At 67.7% G+C, this 18953-nt stretch carries 13 protein-coding genes, 1 pseudogene and 1 CRISPR repeat array; of the genes and pseudogenes, 7 read left to right on the top strand and 7 right to left on the bottom strand.

The window, feature by feature from the left end:
* Nucleotides 1-93: 93 nt before the first annotated feature.
* Together K3F48_RS04985 and K3F48_RS04980 are read right to left on the bottom strand one after the other, a co-directional pair.
* Complete coding sequence (locus tag K3F48_RS04985) at nucleotides 94-1482, bottom strand: M48 family metalloprotease (protein WP_222574321.1); 1389 nt, start codon at nucleotides 1480-1482, stop codon at nucleotides 94-96.
* Nucleotides 1483-1573: 91 nt separating this feature from the next.
* On the bottom strand, nucleotides 1574-2320 hold the full coding sequence (locus K3F48_RS04980; RefSeq protein WP_222574320.1) for a thermonuclease family protein: 747 nt from the start codon (nucleotides 2318-2320) through the stop codon (nucleotides 1574-1576).
* A 294-nt stretch (nucleotides 2321-2614) separates the two neighbouring features.
* On the opposite strand from K3F48_RS04980, the gene K3F48_RS24715 reads away from it, so the two are divergent.
* From K3F48_RS24715 to K3F48_RS04955, 5 genes are all read left to right on the top strand, one after another.
* Complete coding sequence (locus tag K3F48_RS24715) at nucleotides 2615-4075, top strand: calcium-binding protein (protein ID WP_222574319.1); 1461 nt, start codon at nucleotides 2615-2617, stop codon at nucleotides 4073-4075.
* 98 nt (nucleotides 4076-4173) lie between these two features.
* On the top strand, nucleotides 4174-5223 hold the full coding sequence (ybgF, locus tag K3F48_RS04970; RefSeq protein ID WP_222574318.1) for a tol-pal system protein YbgF: 1050 nt from the start codon (nucleotides 4174-4176) through the stop codon (nucleotides 5221-5223).
* Between the two features lie 9 nt (nucleotides 5224-5232).
* Complete coding sequence (gene tilS, locus K3F48_RS04965) at nucleotides 5233-6234, top strand: tRNA lysidine(34) synthetase TilS (RefSeq protein WP_222574317.1); 1002 nt, start codon at nucleotides 5233-5235, stop codon at nucleotides 6232-6234.
* 194 nt (nucleotides 6235-6428) lie between these two features.
* Nucleotides 6429-8354, top strand: coding sequence for an ATP-dependent zinc metalloprotease FtsH (ftsH, locus tag K3F48_RS04960; protein ID WP_222574316.1), 1926 nt, complete (start codon nucleotides 6429-6431; stop codon nucleotides 8352-8354).
* A 194-nt stretch (nucleotides 8355-8548) separates the two neighbouring features.
* On the top strand, nucleotides 8549-9409 hold the full coding sequence (locus K3F48_RS04955) for a carotenoid biosynthesis protein (RefSeq protein ID WP_222574315.1): 861 nt from the start codon (nucleotides 8549-8551) through the stop codon (nucleotides 9407-9409).
* Nucleotides 9410-9479: 70 nt separating this feature from the next.
* Here the strand turns inward: K3F48_RS04955 and ftsH (K3F48_RS04950) are convergent, their stop codons facing one another.
* Nucleotides 9480-11408 (bottom strand): ATP-dependent zinc metalloprotease FtsH, encoded by a 1929-nt coding sequence (gene ftsH / locus K3F48_RS04950; RefSeq protein WP_222574314.1) that lies wholly within the window; start codon nucleotides 11406-11408, stop codon nucleotides 9480-9482.
* Between the two features lie 269 nt (nucleotides 11409-11677).
* Here ftsH (K3F48_RS04950) and K3F48_RS04945 point away from each other — a divergent pair, with 269 nt between their 5' ends.
* Nucleotides 11678-13294 carry a sulfite exporter TauE/SafE family protein gene (locus K3F48_RS04945; RefSeq protein ID WP_222574313.1) on the top strand — a complete coding sequence of 539 codons (1617 nt, stop codon included), beginning with the start codon at nucleotides 11678-11680 and terminating at the stop codon, nucleotides 13292-13294.
* Between the two features lie 44 nt (nucleotides 13295-13338).
* Here K3F48_RS04945 and K3F48_RS04940 read toward each other — a convergent pair whose 3' ends face one another.
* From K3F48_RS04940 to K3F48_RS04925, 4 genes are all read right to left on the bottom strand, one after another.
* A complete protein-coding gene (locus K3F48_RS04940; RefSeq protein ID WP_222574312.1) occupies nucleotides 13339-13635 on the bottom strand; it encodes a hypothetical protein in 297 nt (98 codons plus the stop codon).
* Complete coding sequence (locus K3F48_RS04935) at nucleotides 13632-14123, bottom strand: glutathione peroxidase (protein ID WP_222574469.1); 492 nt, start codon at nucleotides 14121-14123, stop codon at nucleotides 13632-13634. The genes K3F48_RS04940 and K3F48_RS04935 overlap by 4 nt, the downstream gene beginning before the upstream one ends.
* Before the next feature lie 82 nt (nucleotides 14124-14205).
* Nucleotides 14206-14685: a glutathione peroxidase gene (locus K3F48_RS04930; protein WP_222574311.1), complete on the bottom strand. Its 480-nt coding sequence runs from the start codon at nucleotides 14683-14685 to the stop codon at nucleotides 14206-14208.
* A gap of 117 nt (nucleotides 14686-14802) precedes the next feature.
* A complete protein-coding gene (locus K3F48_RS04925; RefSeq protein ID WP_222574310.1) occupies nucleotides 14803-16290 on the bottom strand; it encodes a sigma-54 dependent transcriptional regulator in 1488 nt (495 codons plus the stop codon).
* A gap of 303 nt (nucleotides 16291-16593) precedes the next feature.
* Here K3F48_RS04925 and K3F48_RS24820 point away from each other — a divergent pair.
* Nucleotides 16594-18375 (top strand): annotated as a pseudogene (locus tag K3F48_RS24820) (M3 family oligoendopeptidase); the annotation flags it as partial.
* Nucleotides 18376-18423: 48 nt separating this feature from the next.
* A CRISPR array of direct repeats spans nucleotides 18424-18826; the repeat unit is 37 nt; unit sequence GCTTCAATGAGGTCCGGGCCGTGAGGCCCGGAAAGGC.
* Between the last annotated feature and the right edge of the window lie 127 nt (nucleotides 18827-18953).

Here is an 18953-nt window from a genome sequence, read left to right as displayed (position 1 = left end):
GAGGCGCTACGCCTCGAGGCCCGCCCAACCCGCGAGAATTCTAGCGGTTGGACAACGTTGTCACGGGCGCTCCGGTTCCATCGGCGCGGCCGTTTATTCGGTGACGAGCTTGTAGCGCTCGCCGGGCGTGAGCCGGTCCTGCGGCTCGAGGCCGTTGAGGAGCAGGAAATAGTCGAGCGGCCGATTGGGCGTCACCATGCGGGCGGCGAGCGTTTCGGGCGTGTCCTGCGCGCTCGCCGTCACCACGGAGACGCGCAGGCCACGCACGTCCAAAGTCTCTTCCCAGCCCAGCCGGCGGAAGCTCTGAGCCGAGGTCATGAAGCGGCGCTCGACGTCCTCGTTCAGCGCGCGCACGGCGAAGATCAGCCGATAGAGCTCGTCGCCGAGCTGAATGACGGCGAGCTTGAAATTCCACTCGCCGGCGCGCGCGCTGGCGACGACGGCGGGCAGGCCGTTGATCTCGACGCGGCGCACCGTGGAGCGCAGCAGACCGTCGACCCAGCCCGATTCGACATAGGCCTCGAGAGTCTGGCCGGCCGGGGCGCGCACACTGTCGAGGCGCAGCGCCTCGTCGTCGTGCTCCTTCACGCCGAACACGGCCTCGCTCGAGTTTTCGAGCAGAAAGCCCTCGGGCGCGGTGAAGGCGAAGCGCAGCCGCGGATGCGTGAACTTGCGGCCGCGCACGAAACCCTCGTTGGGATCGTCGCCATAGGCGAGCCCCGAGATCGCCGCGAGATAGCCGGCGCGATCGCGCGCGCCGACGCCCGGCGCGGCGATCTGCCGCGCCGCGGCGATCGCCTTGGCGATGCGGTCGGGCGTCGACGGATGCGTCGCCAGAATGTCGAGATCGGCCGTGTGCTTCTTTCCGTAGAGCGCGGCGCGCAGATCGGCCGATCTGCCGAGCGCGGCGAGGAACCGCGACGCGCCGTAAGGGTCGAAGCCCGCCTTGGCGATCACGCGCACGCCGACGGCGTCGGCCTCGAGCTCCTGCAGGCGCGAGAAGCCGGCGAAGGACAGGCGCTGCGAGGCGCGCACATCCTCGCTCTTCTGCTTGCTCTGGATCACGGCCGCGGCCTTGCTGATCACCTCCGCCTCGCGCTCGCGCTCGGCGCGCAACGCGCTGTGGCGCGCGGTCACATGGGCGATCTCATGGGCCATCACCGCCGCCGCCTCCGAGGCGTCGCCGGCGAGCGCCAGCAGGCCGCGCGTGACATAGAGGTTGCCGCTCGGCAGAGCGAAGGCGTTGACCACCGGCGTGTTCAGAATGGTCACCTTATAGGCGGACTGATTGGGCGTGTCGCCCGCCTGCGCCAGCTTGACCAATATATCGTCGAGATATCGCTCCGCCGCGGGGAATCGATATTCGCCGCCGAACTGCGCCACCAGCTCCTTGTGCTCGGCGCTGGTCTGGGTCTCGACGCCGACGACGCGCGGCACGGCGGCGGGCAGCCGCCCGAGATTTGCCGCGCCGGCGTTGAGCATCTCGCCCTGGCGCTCGAGCTGCGCGCAGCCGCCGGCAGCGAGCAGGAGCGCCGCCGCGAGGAGCCGCGGCGCGATTCGCTCGCAGCTTCGGTCAGGGCGCGCCGACGATCTCCATCTGCGCGGGAGAAACGAGCTCCATGCGCGGTCCGTAAGCTGTGTCAATCAATCCTCGCACGCGCACGCGCCGGCCCGAAAGCGTCCGCAAGCGGAGCCCCGACCGCTCGAACGCCTCGATATTACCCTTCCAGATCACGACGGCGAAATCCGCCCATCGTCTCGGTCCGAAATTCAAATAGAGGGATCCGCCCGCCTCGCCGATCCCGCCGAGAACGCCTTCGACGACGACCATGCCCGTGCGCCCCGCGAGCAGATCGGGCCGGCCGGCGTCCACGACGACATACTCGCCCGCCGTCCAAAGTCCAAGCCCGCGTCGACGGGCCTCCGCCTCCGCCGCCAGCAGGCCATTGCGGCAAGGCATTGCGGCCGGATCGGGGCGAAAGCGCGCGAGACCTTCGCGCAGCAGCGCCTCGGCCAGCGACGCGAGCGCCGCTTCGTCGCCCTCCCCTTCCACATAGAGGCCGCCCGCAATGCGGCCCCAGCGGTCTGGAACCGCGGCGGCGGCCGAAAGAAACGCCAGCCGTCCCGCCGCGAGCCGCGCCTCCAGCCGGGCGCGCGAGCGCTCACGCAGCGGGCCGGCGGGGAATTCCACTCCCGCCAGAGCGATGCGCCGCCCGTCCTGCGTCAGCAGGTCGAGATCGGCGTCGACGGCGGCGATCTCGACAGGCGCCGACTCCTCCAAGGAGCACGGCGCGGCCTCGGCGCCGAACGCGCGCCCCATGGCGACGACGGCGGCGAGTAAAAGAGCGCCGGCGGCGCAGCCTTTATGCGCGCGCGAAGGCCGCTCCGCCCTCCGAACGACGCGAGCCGCAGCTCGGGCGACAAGCTCGCTCGTCGAAGTGGCCGAAGTCCTCCGTGCAGCATCGCCGCAGCTTGCCGGCTGGAACGGAACCATGTTACTATCTACACGTAGTTTCAACGATGTCGATAGTGCAAAGGTGGCGGAACAGGCGGGCGAACGGTTCCGGCCGCGCCTTTCCAGCCGCGTCGCCTTGACGCCTGCGGAGCCCCCACCATGGCGATTATTTCCGGCACGAATGCGCCCGACATTTTGAACGGCGGTTCGGAAGACGACACCATCTACGGATGGAGCGACGTCAATGCTCCGGGCGACGACGGACCGGCGACGGACGGCGATCGGATTTTCGGCGAAGCCGGAGACGATTCGATCTTCGGCGGCGGCGGCGCCGACACGCTCGACGGCGGCGTCGGCAATGATCTGATCTATGGCGGCGCCGGCGCCGACACGCTGTTCGGCGGCGAGGGCGACGATCTGCTGTGGGGGTCCATTTTCAGCGGCGACGATTCCGCGGCGGACAATCTGAACGGCGGCGCCGGCGACGACACTTTCTATGCCTCCCCCGGAGCCGATACGATCGACGGCGGAGCAGGAAACGACAGTCTGACCTTCAATTATTCCTACCTGACCGATATCAGCGCCTCGACCATCGTCGGCGTCGAGAATCTCTACACGGCCTCGCGCAACGTCGCCGCTTCTGCGGCGCAGCTGCAAGGGTTCACCCGGATTGCCTTCGGCGCCTATCAGCTCGACGCCGGCGTCGCGCTGACGCTGGCCGGGCCGGGAGCAGTCGATCTCGCGACGCAACTCGGCGATCGCTCCGTCATGTTCACCGGCTCCGGCGGAGCCGACACGATCGTCACCGGCGGCGGCGCCGACACGCTGATCGGCGGCGCCGGCGGCGACCGGTTGAACGGCGGCGCCGGCAATGACCGCCTGAAGGGCGGGTCCGGCAAGGACGCGCTCGACGGCGGCGCCGGCGTCGACACGGCCGATTATCGCGACAAGACGACATCCGTCGTGGTGACGCTGAACGGCGCGTCCGATGCGAAGGTGAGAGTCGGCGGCGTCGCCGAGGACACGATCCGCAATATCGAGAATGTGATCGGCGGCTCGGGCGCCGATACGCTGACCGGCGACAGTCTCGCCAATGCGCTCACCGGCGGCGGCGGCGACGATCGTTTGAAGGGCGGGCGCGGCAAGGACAGGCTGGATGGCGGCGCCGGCGTCGACACGGCCGATTATCGCGACAAGACGACATCCGTCGTGGTGACGCTGAACGGCGCGTCCGATGCGAAGGTGAGAGTCGGCGGCGTCGCCGAGGACACGATCCGCAATATCGAGAATGTAATCGGCGGCTCGGGCGCCGATACGCTGACCGGCGACAGTCTCGCCAATGCGCTCACCGGCGGCGGCGGCAATGATACGCTGACCGGCGGCGCCGGCGCGGATCATTTCGTGTTTGCGCCGGCCTTCGGGCGCGATGCGGTCACGGATTTTTCGGCGGGCGACAGTCTGCGCTTCGATCGCACAATCTTCGCCAATTTCGCCGGCCTGCTCGCCTCGGCGCAGCAGGTCGGCGCCGACACGGTGATCACGGCGAGCGCCACCGATGTGATCACGCTGGAGACTTTCAGCCTCGCCAGCCTCACCGCGAGCCGGGTCGAATTCGTCTGAGGCGGATGCAGCGGACCGGGCGCCGCCGCCCGACTTTGGCCAAAAGATCGCCTATGCTAGGGCCCTCGGCGCTTCGCCCGAGTTCGCGGGATTCGAACATGGCCTCTTTGTTCCGGCGCAAATTGCTCGCTGCAGCGGCCCTCGGGGCCGCTCTCTCCTCCGGCTCCGCCGGCGCCGAGACCGACGGCGTCGCTCGGCTCGGCCAGGGGCTGCAGTCGCTCGGCCGGCGTCTCGACGTGACCCAGCTCTTCGACCGTTCGCCGCGCGAGCCCGAGGACGAGGGAATGAGCGGCTCCCGCGAGGCCGCGGCCGCCGGCGTGCGCATGGATCGGCTGGAGAGCCAAATCCGCTCGCTCAACGGCCAGGTCGAGGAGCTTCAGCACCAAATCCGCCGCCTCGAGGAGCAGCTTCGCCGCTCGACGGACGCCGCCGCGGCGCCCCCGCGCGGCGCGTCCGAGCCGTCCGGCCCGCTCGCCGCGCCGGGGCCGGCCACGATCGGCGGGACCGGCTCGCTGCGGCGCGGCGACGCCTTCGATCCGGGCCGAGACCCGTCCGCGCCGGGCGCGCCGCGCCCGCTCGGAACCACGCCGCCGAGCGCGCCGCTCGCTGCGGGCGGGCCGGGCGGCGCCGCGGCCTCGGACCTGCGCTCCCCGGGCGCGCCGCTCGACCTCACCCATGGCTATTCCAGCGGCCCGGCGGCGCCGACGCTCGCCGCGGCGCCGACGCCGCCCGCTCCGGCCGCGGCCGTCGCTCCTACTGCGCCGCAATCGCCGCGGGACGAGTTCGATGTCGCCCTCTCGCGCCTGCGCCTCGGCGAATATGAGGCGGCCGAAAAGGGTTTTGCGGGCTTTCTGGGCAAGAACGGCAAGAGCAAGCTCGCCCCGCAGGCGATTTTCTATCTCGGCGAGAGCTTCTTCCTGCGCGAGCGCCACCGCGAGGCGGCGGAGAAATTCCTCGAGATCTCGACCAAGTTTCCGACCTCCCCGCAGGCGCCCGAGGCGATGCTGCGGCTCGGACAATCGCTGCATGCGATCGGCGCCAAGGAGCAGGCCTGCGCCTCCTTCGGCGAGATCGCGGTGAAATATCCGGGCGCGCCGGCGCGCGTGAAGGAGGCCGCGCAGCGCGAGAGCCGGAAGGACCAGTGCTGACGGGCCTGCATGCCCGCTGACGTTCCCGACCCCGATCGCGTTCTGGCGCCGCTGGCGGGTCACGAGCAGCTCCTGCTCGCCGTCTCCGGCGGGCCGGATTCGATGGCGCTGATGCTGCTCGCGGCGCGCTGGTCGCTGCGCGAGACGAAGCGGATCGCCGTCGCCACGGTCGATCACGGGCTGCGCGCGGAGGCGGCCGAGGAGGCGGCCCTCGTCGGCGAATGGGCGCAAGCGCTCGGCCTTCCCCATCACATTCTGCGCTGGGAGGGCGAGAAGCCGCGAACGCGCATTCAGGAGCGCGCGCGCACGGCGCGCTATCGCCTGCTCGCCGAATGCGCCCGCGCGACCGGCGCGACGGCGATCGTGACGGCGCATCACGCCGACGACCAGGCGGAGACGATCCTGTTCCGCCTCGCGCGCGGCAGCGGAATCGCCGGCCTCGCCGGCATGGCGCCGGCCTCGCGCCTCGACGGCCTCGCTCTGCTGCGGCCGCTGCTCGGCCTGCGCAAGCAGGCGCTCGAGGCGCTCTGCGAGGCGGCGGGTCAGCCATTCTTTCGCGATCCTTCGAACGAGAATCCCGCCTATGCGCGCGCGCGGCTGCGGCGCCTGTCCACGCTGCTCGAACAGCAGGGACTGAGCGTCGACGCGCTGCTGCGCCTCGGCGCCCGCGCCGCGCGCGCCGAGGAGGCCCTCGCCGACGCCGCGCGCGCCGCCGCCGCCGCTCTGCCGGCCGAACGCGGCGAGGGCCTTTTCCGCGTCGCGGCGGCGCCCGTGGCGGCGTTGCCGCGCGAGCTGCTGCGGCGCGTTGTCGCGGCCGAAATCGAGCGCATCGGCGGGTCGACGGCGCGGCTCGAGCGGCAGGAGCGAGCCTGCGATCGTCTGCATGAGGCGCTGGCTGCGGGGCTTTCCTTCAAGGCGACGCTCGGCGGCGCGGAGATCGCGCTGACGACGGATACGCTGACGATCCGGCCCGAGCCGCCGCGACGGCAGGGCGCGGCGCGCCGGCCGTAAAAAAGCCATTCGACGACGATCGAATGACACCGCGCTGAAAATGCGCCTCAACGGCCGTCTCGCGTGGCCGAAGCGCCGCTCGGACCGGTCTTTAGCCCTTCTCTTGGCAATCGGTCACGACGCGCCTAGATTACTCGGAACGGCGTCCGTCGCCGAGGATGGCCTCGGACGGTCACGTCTTTCGCAGGTTCGACATGAACGCAAACTTCAGGAACATCGCTCTCTGGGCGATCATCGGGCTGCTCGTCGTGGCGCTCGTCATGCTGTTCCAGCAACCGGGTCAGCGCACGCCGATCCGCGATATCTCCTTCAGCGAATTGCTCACGCAGATCGATCAGGGTCGCGTCCACGACGTGACGATCGCGGGCAATGAGATCACCGGCCATTTCTCGGACAATCGTCCGTTCTCCACCTATGCGCCCAACGACCCGTCGCTGGTGCAGAAGCTCACCGCCAAGAATGTCGCCATCAGCGCGCGCCCCCCGGCGGACGGCAATAGCTGGCTGATGACGCTGCTCATCAACGGCCTGCCGCTGATCGCCTTCCTCGGCGTGTGGATTTTCCTGTCGCGCCAGATGCAGGGCGCGGGCGGGCGGGCGCTCGGCTTCGGCAAGTCGAAGGCGAAGCTCTTGACCGAGACGCAGGGGCGCGTGACCTTCGAGGATGTCGCCGGCGTCGACGAGGCCAAGGAGGATTTGCAGGAGATCGTCGAATTCCTGCGCGATCCGCAAAAATTCCAGCGGCTCGGCGGACGCATTCCGCGCGGCGTGCTGCTGGTCGGACCGCCCGGCACCGGCAAGACGCTTCTCGCCCGCGCCATCGCCGGCGAGGCCAATGTGCCCTTCTTCACCATTTCGGGCTCGGACTTCGTCGAAATGTTCGTCGGCGTCGGCGCCTCGCGCGTGCGCGACATGTTCGAGCAGGCCAAGAAGAACGCGCCCTGCATCATCTTCGTCGACGAGATCGACGCGGTGGGTCGTCATCGCGGCGCCGGCTTAGGGGGCGGCAATGACGAGCGTGAGCAGACGCTCAATCAGCTGCTCGTCGAGATGGACGGCTTCGAGGCCAATGAGGGCATCATCCTCATCGCCGCGACCAACCGTCCGGACGTGCTCGATCCGGCGCTGATGCGTCCCGGCCGCTTCGATCGCCAGATCAATGTGCCGAACCCGGATTTCATCGGCCGCGAGAAGATCCTGAAGGTGCACGCCCGCAAAGTGCCGCTGGCGCCGGATGTGGACTTGAAGGTGGTCGCGCGCGGCACGCCGGGTTTTTCGGGCGCCGATCTGATGAACCTCGTCAATGAGGCTGCTCTACTGGCTGCGCGTCGCAGCAAGCGCATCGTGACGCGCCAAGAATTCGAGGACGCGCGCGACAAGATCATGATGGGCGCGGAGCGCCGCACTCTGGTGATGACGGAGGAGGAGAAGCGCCTCACCGCCTTCCACGAGGGCGGGCATGCGCTGGTGCAGCTCAACATGCCGGGCTCGATCCCGATCCACAAGGCGACGATCATCCCGCGCGGCCGCGCGCTGGGCATGGTGCAGGGCCTGCCGGAACGCGACCAGATCTCGCAGAGCTTCGAGCAGCTGAAGGCGATGCTGGCGCTGGCCATGGGCGGCCGTGTCGCCGAGGAGCTGGTGTTCGGCCACGACAAGGTGACGTCGGGCGCGGCGAGCGACATTCAGCAATGCACGCGCATCGCGCGGGCGATGGTGACGCAGCTCGGCTTCTCGGACAAGCTCGGCACGGTGGCCTATGCCGATCCGCAGCAGGAGCAGTTCCTCGGCTATTCGATCGGCCGCACGCAGACCCTCTCGGAGGCGACGCAACAGACGATCGACGCGGAGGTCCGGCGTCTGGTGCAGGAAGGCTATGACGACGCCAAGCGCATCCTGACCGAGAAGCGCGTCGATCTCGACACTCTGGCCAATGGCTTGCTCGAGTTCGAGACGCTGACCGGCGAGGAGCTGATGGGCCTGCTGCAGGGCAAGCGCCCGGTGCGCGAGGATGTGCCGCCGGACGTTCCGCCGGCGCGCCCCTCGCCGGTCCCGTCCACCGGCCGCACCCGGCCGAGCCCCGAGCCCGACGCGGGCGGACTGGAGCCGCATCCGGTGTGAACCGGAGCCGATGACGGAGAAGGCATTATGGCCCGGCGGGCGCGATCCTCGCCGGGCTTTTTTTATCCTGCGCATTGGTTGAATCAGCGGATCTCGGCGCATATTCGCCCGGCGAACACGCGCTCGCACTCGAGTCAGTCTTCGCGTCATGGGGCGTCATGAGACCGCGCTTTGAGACAATTTCGGCATTTTTCGTGGCGCTGATCGCCGCGGCGGAAATCGCGCTGTCGTGGAATCCCAATCCGGTGGGACAGACACTCGCCGTGCTCAGTGTCGTCATCGCGCTCGCGCATGGGCGATGCGTCTACGGCTGGAAAAACGCCCTCGCCTTTTTCGTGATCACGCTCGTCGTGACGCTCATCGTCGAGAACATCGGAGCTGCGACAGGCGTTCCATTCGGTCATTATCACTTCATCGTCACCGCCGGGCTCCCCTTTGTCGGACGCATCCCGCTCGTCGCCGGCCTGCTGTGGTTCGGCATGGGCTATTTCTCCTGGCAGATGGCGGCCATTCTGCTCGACGATGCGGATGCGCGGCTTGGGCAGCGCGGCAATATCGTCGCGCTTCCGTTGATCGCGGCCTTCGTGATGACTCAGTGGGATTTCGTCATGGACCGCGGGAACTCGACGCTCTCCGGCGCCTGGGCATGGCATGAAGGCGGTCCCGACTTCGGCGTCCCGCTATCGAATTACGCGGGATGGTTCGTCACATCCTGGTCCTTCTACCAGCTCTACGCCATATGGCTGGCGCGTTCCGCCGTCGCAGCGCCCGCGCCCTCGCTTCGGCTCGTGGCGGTCATCCTCTACGCAGCGGCGGGCTTGACCCATCTCATTCCCTGGCTCTCGGGCGCGAGCGGCGAAATCATCGACGCGAGCGGCCGGGTCTGGCGCTCTGGTGACATTCGCGCGATCAGCGTCGTCGTCATGCTGCTCACAATGCTTTTTTCGTCGACGCTCGCCGCGATCAAAATCGCGAGAACGCTGTGGGAGCGCGCCTCATGCGCGACGGCTGTCGGGCTGCCCGCTCATATTGGCCATCCGCCGGACCAAGCCTGAAGCCCGAGGCAAAAAAAGCCCGGCGATGGCGCCGGGCTTCCTTTTCCTTCCTGTCTCTCTTTTGCAAGGCTCACACCGGATGCGGCTCCAGTCCGCCCGCGTCGGGCTCGGGGCTCGGCCGGGTGCGGCCGGTGGACGGGACCGGCGAGGGGCGCGCCGGCGGAACGTCCGGCGGCACATCCTCGCGCACCGGGCGCTTGCCCTGCAGCAGGCCCATCAGCTCCTCGCCGGTCAGCGTCTCGAACTCGAGCAGGCCATTGGCCAGAGTGTCGAGATCGGCGCGCTTCTCCGTCAGAATGCGCCTCGCGTCCTCATAGCCCTCGGCCACGAGGCGGCGAACCTCCGCGTCGATCGTCTGCTGCGTCGCTTCGGAAAGCGTCTGCGTGCGGCCGAGCGAGTAGCCCAGGAACTGCTCCTGCTGCGGATCGGCATAGGCCACTGTGCCGAGCTTGTCCGAGAAGCCGAGCTGCGTCACCATTGCCCGCGCGATGCGCGTGCATTGCTGAATGTCGCTCGCCGCGCCCGACGTCACCTTGTCGTGGCCGAACACCAGCTCCTCCGCCACGCGCCCGCCCATGGCCAGCGCCAGCATCGCTTTCAGCTGCTCATAGGTCTGCGAGATCTGATCGCGCTCGGGAAGACCCTGCACCATGCCCAGCGCGCGGCCGCGCGGGATGATCGTCGCCTTGTGGATCGGGATCGAGCCCGGCATGTTCAGCTGCACCAGCGCATGCCCGCCCTCGTGGAAGGCGGTGAGGCGCTTCTCCTCCTCCGTCATCACCAGAGTGCGGCGCTCCGCGCCCATCATGATCTTGTCGCGCGCGTCCTCGAATTCCTGGCGCGTCACGATGCGCTTGCTGCGACGCGCCGCCAGCAGCGCCGCCTCATTGACGAGGTTCATCAGATCGGCGCCCGAAAAACCCGGCGTGCCGCGCGCGACCACCTTCAAGTCCACATCCGGCGCCAGCGGCACTTTGCGCGCATGGACCTTCAGGATCTTCTCGCGGCCGATGAAATCCGGGTTCGGCACATTGATCTGCCGATCGAAGCGGCCGGGACGCATCAGCGCCGGATCGAGCACGTCGGGACGGTTGGTCGCGGCGATGAGGATGATGCCCTCATTGGCTTCGAAACCGTCCATCTCGACCAGCAGCTGGTTCAGCGTCTGCTCGCGCTCGTCATTGCCGCCGCCGAGGCCGGCGCCGCGATGACGGCCGACCGCGTCGATCTCGTCGACGAAGATGATGCAGGGCGCGTTCTTCTTGGCCTGCTCGAACATGTCGCGCACGCGGGAAGCGCCGACGCCGACGAACATTTCGACGAAGTCCGAGCCCGAAATGGTGAAGAAGGGCACATTGGCCTCGCCGGCGATGGCGCGGGCGAGAAGCGTCTTGCCGGTGCCGGGCGGTCCGACCAGCAGCACGCCGCGCGGAATGCGTCCGCCGAGCCGCTGGAATTTTTGCGGATCGCGCAGGAATTCGACGATCTCCTGCAAATCCTCCTTGGCCTCGTCGACGCCGGCGACATCCTCGAAGGTCACGCGCCCCTGCGTCTCGGTCAAGAGCTTCGCCTTCGACTTGCCGAAGCCGAGCGCCCGCCCGCCCGCGCCGCCCTGCATCTGGCGCGACAGGAAAATCCACACGCCGATGAAGGCGATCAGCGGCAGCGCGTTCAGCAGCAGGGTCATCCACCAGCTGCCGCCCTCGCTCGACGGCTTGGCGCTGATCGACACATTCTTCGCCTGAAGGCGCTGGACGAGCGTCGGATCATTGGGCGCATAGGTGACGAAGGACCGATTGTCCATGAAATGGCCGGTGATCTCATTGCCGGCCATGGTCACATCATGGACGCGTCCGAGCTCGATCTGCGCGAGCAGCTCGCTGAAGGTGATGTCCCGCCCGGCCGTGCGCTGGCCGCGCTGATCGAACAGCATGGCCAATGCGACGGCGAGCAAAGCGATGATGGCGAATATGACGAACGGCTTGTAATTGATCTTCATCGCCGACCTCCGATGGACTCGGCCCCGACGCGGCCGCCTGTTCTCCCGCGGCCAGGACCTGTGTCGCTTTCGTGACCTTACGACAGCATTTCTCGGTCGCCAAATTAAATACATTAATGCGCGAGCCCCGATTTTCGATGCGTCGCGCCCGAACCGGAGCCGCGGCCGGCGTCGAGGGACAAAGCGCCGCAGTTTCAATATTGCCCGCCGTCTTCCCGTCTTCGCTCTCGGCACAAATATTCGGGCGGAGAGAGACGAGGACCAGCGTCATGGGCGCAGCCAAGGTCGGCTTCCGCGCGCACGGCATGCATTGCCACGGCTGCGAGCGCGTCATCGAGGCGGCCGCGCGCAAGCTGCCCGGCGTGCGGAAGGTCGTGGCCGATTATCCGACCGAATGGGTCGAGGTCGACTATGACCCGGCCGCGGCGACGCCCGAGCAGATCCGCGCGGCGGTGGAGCGGCAAGGCTATCGCACGCTGACGCGCGAGCAGTCGCAGCGGCGACGCATGCTGACGAAAATCGCCGGCTTCGTTATCGGCGTCGCCGGCATCGGCCTGCTCATCTATCTCGACGCCAATTGGATCGGCGACAGCGGCGCGCCCGATATCTCGCGCCATATGAGCCTCGATCTCATCTTTTTGCTCGGGCTCCTGACCGGCTTTCATTGCGTCGGCATGTGCGGCGGCTTCGTGCTGAGCTATACGGCCGAGGATGCGAGAGAAGGGCGGCCTTCGCTGCGCTCGCATCTGCTCTACGCGGCCGGCAAGACGCTCTCTTATACGACGATCGGCGCATTGTTCGGCCTCGTCGGCGCGATCGTCGCGTTCACGCCTTTGCTGCGCGGCGCGGCAGGCGTTGCCGCCGGCCTCTTCCTCATCGTCTTCGGCCTCAATATGCTCGGCCTGTTCGCGCCGCTGCGGCGCATTCGCTTGGCATTGCCCGCGCCATTGCAGAAATTGGTCGCGCGGCGCGCGGCGAGCTCGCATCGGCCCTTCGTCATCGGCCTGCTCAACGGCTTGATGATCGTCTGCGGGCCGCTGCAGGCCATGTATGTGATGGCCGCCGGAACCGGCAGCGCGCTCGAGGGCGCGAAAATGCTGCTCGCCTTCGGCCTCGGCACGCTGCCGGTGATGCTGAGCTTCGGCGCGCTGTCGACGCTCGTCTCCGCTTCGCTGACGCATCGGCTGCTGATGGCCTCGGGCGCGATCGTCGTCGCGCTCGGCGCCGTGATGATCAATCGCGGATTGGTCCTGACCGGCTGGGGCTATGATCTGCAATCCATGCTCGGCGTCCTGCGCGGGACGGGCGCGCCCCCTGCCCCGCCGCCCGCGCCGGCCGGAGCGCCGCAGGCGGCGCGTCCCGCTTTCCAGACGATCGAGATGGAGGTGCGGGCGACGGGCTTCTCGCCCAATCGCTTCACGCTGGTGAAGGATGTTCCGGTGCATTGGGTGGTCGACGGCAAGGAGATCACCAATTGCAATCGCCGCATTGTCGCGCCGAGCCTGAAGCTCGAATTCGAGGTGAAGCCGGGCAAGCAGACCATCGAGTTCACGCCGCGCGAGACAGGCGTCATTCGCTGGAGCTGCTGGATGGGCATGCTGCCCGGCGCGTTCGACGTGATCGACGCGCCCGCGCGCGCCGCGCCGCCGAAGATCGCGGAAGCGAAAGCCCCAGACGCAAAGCGCGGCGAGGTCGCGAGCGACGCGCGCTCGAGCGCGCATGACAATCATTATCGCATCGTCGCCGGCGACACGCTGCGCTCGATCGCGAAAAAGCGCTATGGCGACGCCGGCCGGTGGAAGACGATCGTCGACGCCAATCCCGGGCTCGATCCGCGACGGCTGCGGCCGGGGATGGAAATTGTGACGCCTGCTAAGAGCGAGTAGCGAATAGCGAATAGCGGAGGGTCGCACCTCTACTCGCTATTCGCTCACCCCAGATATTTCGACAGCTCCCGCTCGAACTCGGGAAAATACAGCGCGATCACGCTCACGTCGAAACGGGCGAGGATCTGCTCTTTCGGCTCGCGGTCGAGCAGGAAGCGGAAGGCGGCGTCGAGGCATCGCTCCGGATCGGACGCGCCGCCGCCGAGCCTCTGCGCGAGCTCGTGCGAGATGGTGACGCGATGGCGCGTCTCGCTCGTCCCTTCGCGCACGACCACGTCGAAGGCGAGCGCCTTGGCGCCGCCGTCGCCGCGGCGCGCGATCTCGATGCGGGCGCCGCTCATGCCGGCGCCGCCAGCGCGGCCTCTATGTCGGCCGCGAGCGACGACGGCGGCGCCAAAGGCGCATAGCGCCTGATCGGCGCGCCCGTTCGATCGACGAGGAATTTGGTGAAGTTCCATTTGATCGCCTCGGAGCCGAGCAGGCCGGGCGCCGCCGTCTTCAAATAGCGATAGAGCGGATGCGCCCGCGCGCCATTCACCTCGATCTTGGAAAAGAGCGGGAAGCTCACATCGTATGTCGCCGAGCAGAATTGCGCGATGTCCGCCTCCGCGCCCGGCTCCTGGCCGGCGAATTGATTGCAGGGGAAGCCGAGCACGACGAACCCCCTGTCGCGATAGTCGCGCCAGAGCGCCTCGAGCCCTGCATATTGGGGCGTGAAGCCGCATTTGCCGGCGACATTGACGATCAGCAGGACCTTGCCGGCATAATCGCCGAGCGCGCGCGTCGTTCCGTCGATGGCGCGCGCCTCGAAATCATAGAGCGAGGTCATGTAGAGCGATGTCATGGCGACGCGCCGTCGCGGCGGCGAGGCCGAGCCTCGCCGCAGCTCGACGCCGCGTCGCCCGCGGCGGTCACGCCGACAGCAGAGCGTGAATGTCCGGCTCCAGCGAGCGCGGCGTGTTGGTCGCCTCGAAGCGCTTCACCACATTGCCGTTGCGGTCGATGAGGAATTTGGTGAAATTCCATTTCACGTCGTCCGACGAGGCCGGATCCTTCTCCTTCAGCAGACGATAGAGCGGATGGGCGTTCTCGCCATTCACCTCGATCTTGCTGAACAGCGGGAACGTCACGACGAAGCGGGTGGCGCAGAAGGTCTTGATCTCCTCGTCCGTGCCCGGCTCCTGATTGCTGAACTGGTTGCAGGGGAAGCCCAGAATGACGAACCCCTTGTCCTTGTTCTCGTTCCACAGCGCCTCGAGCCCGTTGTACTGCAGCGTGAAGCCGCAGCGGCTCGCGACATTGACGACGAGGATCACCTTGCCGGCGTATTCGGCGAGCGTCTTCGTCTCGCCATCGATGGTCTTTACCGGAATATCAAACAATTCGGCCATTGCCCGAGGACCTTTCGAACCTTTTCGCGGAGCGCCCCTCTGCGCTCGCGGCTGGCCCCAGAATGGCGACGAGGGCGGCGCCGGGCAAGCTGCAACCCGCCTAAAAATGCATCACTTTCATGCCGCGTCGACGTTCTCTTCCTCCGCCTCCCCCAGTCCATATTCCTTCATCTTGCGATAGAGGGTGGAGCGGCCGATGCCGAGCCGGCGGGCGATCTCCGACATCTGCCCGCGATAATGGACCAGCGCGAATTTGATGACCTCGGCCTCGAGGTCCTCGAGCCGCCGCATCTCGCCGTGCTGGCCGAGCAGCGGCATCGCATTGGGGTCGCGGATCTCGACGCGCACGATCTCGCGCTCCGGCGCGGCCGCCGTCGCGGCGACGGGCGCGGGCAGCGGCGGCAGGCGCACAGAGAAGCCTTCCACATGGGCGGCGATCTGCGGAAATTCATTGACCGTCAGCTCGTCGCCGTCGGCGAGCACCACGGCGCGAAACACGGCGTTCTCCAGCTGGCGCACATTGCCGGGCCAATCATAGCTCGACAGCAGATTGATCGCCTCATGGGTGACGCCGCGCAGCTTCTTGCCTTCCTCGGCGGCAAAGCGCGTGGCGAAGCGGCGCGCGAGGTCGCCGATGTCGTCGCGGCGCGCGCGCAGCGGCGGAATGGTGATCGGGAACACATTGAGCCGGTAGAACAGATCCTCGCGGAACTGGCCGCGCTTCACCAGCTCGATCAGATTCTGGTTGGTCGCGGAAATGAGGCGGATGTCGACGCGCACCGGCCGCTTGGCGCCCACGGGGTCGATCTCGCCCTCCTGCAGCGCGCGCAGCAGCTTCACCTGGGCGTCGAGCGGCAATTCGCCGATCTCGTCCAGGAACAGCGTTCCGCCATGGGCCTCGAGGAATTTTCCGGCGTGCTTCTCGGTCGCGCCGGTGAAGGCGCCCTTCTCATGGCCGAAGAGAATGGATTCGATTAGATTGGCCGGCAGCGCGCCGCAGTTCACGGTGACGAAGGGCTTGCCGCGGCGTTCCGAGCCGCCCTGAATGGCGCGGGCGACGATCTCCTTGCCGACGCCGGACTCGCCCTCGATCAGCACCGGAATGCTGGAATGGGCGGCGCGGTCGCCGAGGCGGATGACGCGCGCCATCTCCTCGCTGCGCGAGACGAGGTCCTTGAAGGTGAGCGCGCCCTGGCTGCGCCGGTTGACGCGCCGCAATTCGCCGGCGAGGGCGTCGGCGCAGAGCGCGTTCTTGATCGAAATCTGCAGCCGCTCGGCGCCGACGGGCTTCACCACGAAGTCATTGGCGCCGGCGCGCATCGCCGAGATCACGGTCTCGATCGAGCCATTGGCCGTCTGCACGATCACCGGAATGGCGATCTTGAGGTCGCGCATGCGCGTCAGCACGCCCATGCCGTCGAGATCGGGCATGACGAGATCGAGGATCAGCAGTTCGACCGGCGGCGCATTCGCCCGCGTCAGCCGCGCCAGCGCCTGCTCGCCGCCCTCCGCCGTCTCGGCGTCATAGCCGAACCGCCGCACGGCGGCCTCGAGGAGACGGCGCTGAACGGGATCATCGTCGGCGATGAGAATCGTGGAAGACATCGAACCTCTTGACTTTCTGTCGCCCGTAGCGGCCACGTGGCGTCGCCGCCGCTCCACCGGCCCGCCTCGAGGCGCGAGCCCATTCTGCTTGCGGCCCATGCTCATGGATCAGGGTAAAGGCGCCGTTAACATCGTCATCGCGCTCGGCGCGGCCGGGCGAATGTCTCGACAGGCAAAGCGCCGCCCCGGCGATGGCGCTCCGCGGCCCCCCGCCTGGGCCCCGCCCGCCCGGTCTTGCAATTTTCTCCGTTCGGACCCGATATTCGGCCAAACCCTTCCCATACTCAACTCCTGGTTCGAGCCATGCCGAAAAACTCAGCCGACGCCGCGATCATTCTCCGGGACGCCGCCGACGCGCGCGCGTCCGCGCCTGGCGGCGGGGGACTTCCCGAATGGAACCTCGCCGATCTCTATCCGGCGATGGACGCTCCCGCGCTCGCCGCGGATCTCGCCGCGGCCGAGCGCGACGCCGCCGGCTTCGCCGCCGACTATCGCGGCCGGCTGCAGCAGCTCGCCGAGGGCGCCGCGGCGAGCGAGACGCTCGGCGAGGCGGTCGCGCGCTACGAGGCGCTACAGGAACTCCTCGGCCGAATCATGTCCTATGCCGGCCTCGTCTACAGCGGCGACACCAGCGACCCCGCGCGCGCCAAATTCTATGGCGACATGCAGGGCAAGATCACGGACATTTCGACGCAGCTGCTGTTCTTCCAGCTTGAGCTCAACCGTCTCGACGACGCCGCTCTCGACGCAGCCGCCGCAAAGGCTCCGCTGTCGCGCTGGCGCCCCTGGCTCGAGGATATTCGCAAGGAGAAGCCCTATGAGCTCTCCGACGAGCTGGAGCGGCTCTTCCACGAGAAGTCGATGACCGGCCGCGCCGCCTGGAATCGCCTGTTCGACGAGACCATCGCCGCGCTGCGCTTCCCGGTCGGCGGCAAGGAGCTGACGCTCGAGCCCGCGCTCACTTTGATGCAGGACACGAATGAGGACGTGCGGCGCGAGGCGGCGCTGGCGGTGGGCGCGACGCTGAAGGCCAATCTGCGCGTCTTCGCGCTGGTGACCAACACGCTCGCCAAGGACAAGGAGATTTCCGACCGCTGGCGCGGCTTTCACGATGTCGCCGACGCGCGCCATCTCTCCAATCGCGTCGAGCCCGAGGTGGTCGAGGCGCTGGTTTCGAGCGTCGTCGCCGCCCATCCCAAGCTCTCGCATCGCTATTACAAGCTCAAGGCCAAATGGTTCGGCAAGGAGGCGCTCGATCATTGGGACCGCAACGCGCCGCTGCCCCAGGTGCCGAGCCATGTCTATTCCTGGGACGAGGCGCGCGACATCGTGCTCTCGGCCTATTCGCGCTTTTCGCCGCGCATGGCGGAGATCGCCTCGCGCTTCTTCGAGCGCAATTGGATCGACGCGCCGGTGCGGCCCGGCAAGGCGCCGGGCGCCTTCGCCCATCCGACCGTGCCCTCCGTGCATCCTTACGTTCTGGTCAATTTCCAAGGCAAGACGCGCGATGTGATGACGCTGGCCCATGAGCTCGGCCATGGCGTGCATCAGGTGCTCGCGGGCGCGCAGGGCGCGCTGATGGCGCCGACGCCGCTGACGCTGGCCGAGACGGCCTCGGTGTTCGGCGAGATGCTGACCTTCCGCGCGCTGCTCGCCGGCGCGACGGAGCCCGAGAAGAAGCGCGCCCTGCTCGCCGCCAAGGTGGAGGACATGCTGAACACGGTGGTGCGGCAGATCGCCTTCTACAGCTTCGAGCGCAAGGTCCACACCGAGCGCAAGAATGGCGAGCTGACCGCCGAGAAGCTGTGCGAATTGTGGATGAGCGTGCAGAGCGACAGCCTCGGGCCGTCGATCCGGCTCGGCGAAGGATATGACTCCTTCTGGGCCTATATTCCGCACTTCGTCCATTCGCCCTTCTATGTCTACGCCTACGCCTTCGGCGATTGCCTGGTGAACTCGCTCTATGGCGTCTACCGACGAGCGGAGACGGGCTTCGCCGAGCGCTATTTCGCTCTGCTCGAGGCGGGCGGCGCCAAGCCCTACAACGAGCTGCTGGCCCCCTTCGGCCTCGACGCGCGCGATCCGGCCTTCTGGAGCATCGGCCTCGAAATGATCGAAGGACTGATCGCCGAGCTGGAGGCGATGGAGGGGGCGTGAGGCCGGGAAAGGCGCGCGTCGGCGCACACTGTCTCACAGCGTTATCAATCGCTTCAATGAGGTCCGGGCCGTGAGGCCCGGAAAGGCCAGCGAGCCGGCGCCAACCTCGGAATTGCTGACGAAGCTTCAATGAGGTCCGGGCCGTGAGGCCCGGAAAGGCTTTCGCGGCTCTGCCGGCGTCGAGCGGCCAGAGAGCGCTTCAATGAGGTCCGGGCCGTGAGGCCCGGAAAGGCCAGCTCATAGCCGTTGCCGACGAGCAGGGCCGTGAAGCTTCAATGAGGTCCGGGCCGTGAGGCCCGGAAAGGCTCATTGCCTTTCATCATCGCGGCGCTTTCTAGCCTCGCTTCAATGAGGTCCGGGCCGTGAGGCCCGGAAAGGCGGCCCGGTCGCAGCGGGCGGATTCGAAAGCCCGAAGACCTTCGTTTGCGAGCGGTGGCTCGAACGTCTCGCGCGCTGTCGCCAGAGCGCCGGCTCGAACGCTTCACGATGACAAACAACACAGGAGA

Origin of the sequence: Methylosinus sp. Sm6, from assembly GCF_019802345.1 — a bacterium.
Lineage (GTDB): Bacteria > Pseudomonadota > Alphaproteobacteria > Rhizobiales > Beijerinckiaceae > Methylosinus.
The sequence above is the reverse complement of the archived record's forward strand: the minus strand, read 5'-3'. Positions and strand labels throughout refer to the sequence as shown.

Coding starts and splice junctions, on each gene's coding strand:
- tilS (WP_222574317.1), top strand. CDS start 5,233: ATGCCCGCTGACGTTCCCGACCCCGATCGCGTTCTGGCGCCGCTGGCG.
- K3F48_RS04940 (WP_222574312.1), bottom strand. CDS start 13,635: ATGAGCGGCGCCCGCATCGAGATCGCGCGCCGCGGCGACGGCGGCGCC.
- K3F48_RS24715 (WP_222574319.1), top strand. CDS start 2,615: ATGGCGATTATTTCCGGCACGAATGCGCCCGACATTTTGAACGGCGGT.
- K3F48_RS04985 (WP_222574321.1), bottom strand. CDS start 1,482: ATGCTCAACGCCGGCGCGGCAAATCTCGGGCGGCTGCCCGCCGCCGTG.
- K3F48_RS04935 (WP_222574469.1), bottom strand. CDS start 14,123: ATGACCTCGCTCTATGATTTCGAGGCGCGCGCCATCGACGGAACGACG.
- K3F48_RS04925 (WP_222574310.1), bottom strand. CDS start 16,290: ATGTCTTCCACGATTCTCATCGCCGACGATGATCCCGTTCAGCGCCGT.
- ybgF (WP_222574318.1), top strand. CDS start 4,174: ATGGCCTCTTTGTTCCGGCGCAAATTGCTCGCTGCAGCGGCCCTCGGG.
- K3F48_RS04945 (WP_222574313.1), top strand. CDS start 11,678: ATGGGCGCAGCCAAGGTCGGCTTCCGCGCGCACGGCATGCATTGCCAC.
- ftsH (WP_222574314.1), bottom strand. CDS start 11,408: ATGAAGATCAATTACAAGCCGTTCGTCATATTCGCCATCATCGCTTTG.
- K3F48_RS04980 (WP_222574320.1), bottom strand. CDS start 2,320: ATGGGGCGCGCGTTCGGCGCCGAGGCCGCGCCGTGCTCCTTGGAGGAG.
- ftsH (WP_222574316.1), top strand. CDS start 6,429: ATGAACGCAAACTTCAGGAACATCGCTCTCTGGGCGATCATCGGGCTG.
- K3F48_RS04930 (WP_222574311.1), bottom strand. CDS start 14,685: ATGGCCGAATTGTTTGATATTCCGGTAAAGACCATCGATGGCGAGACG.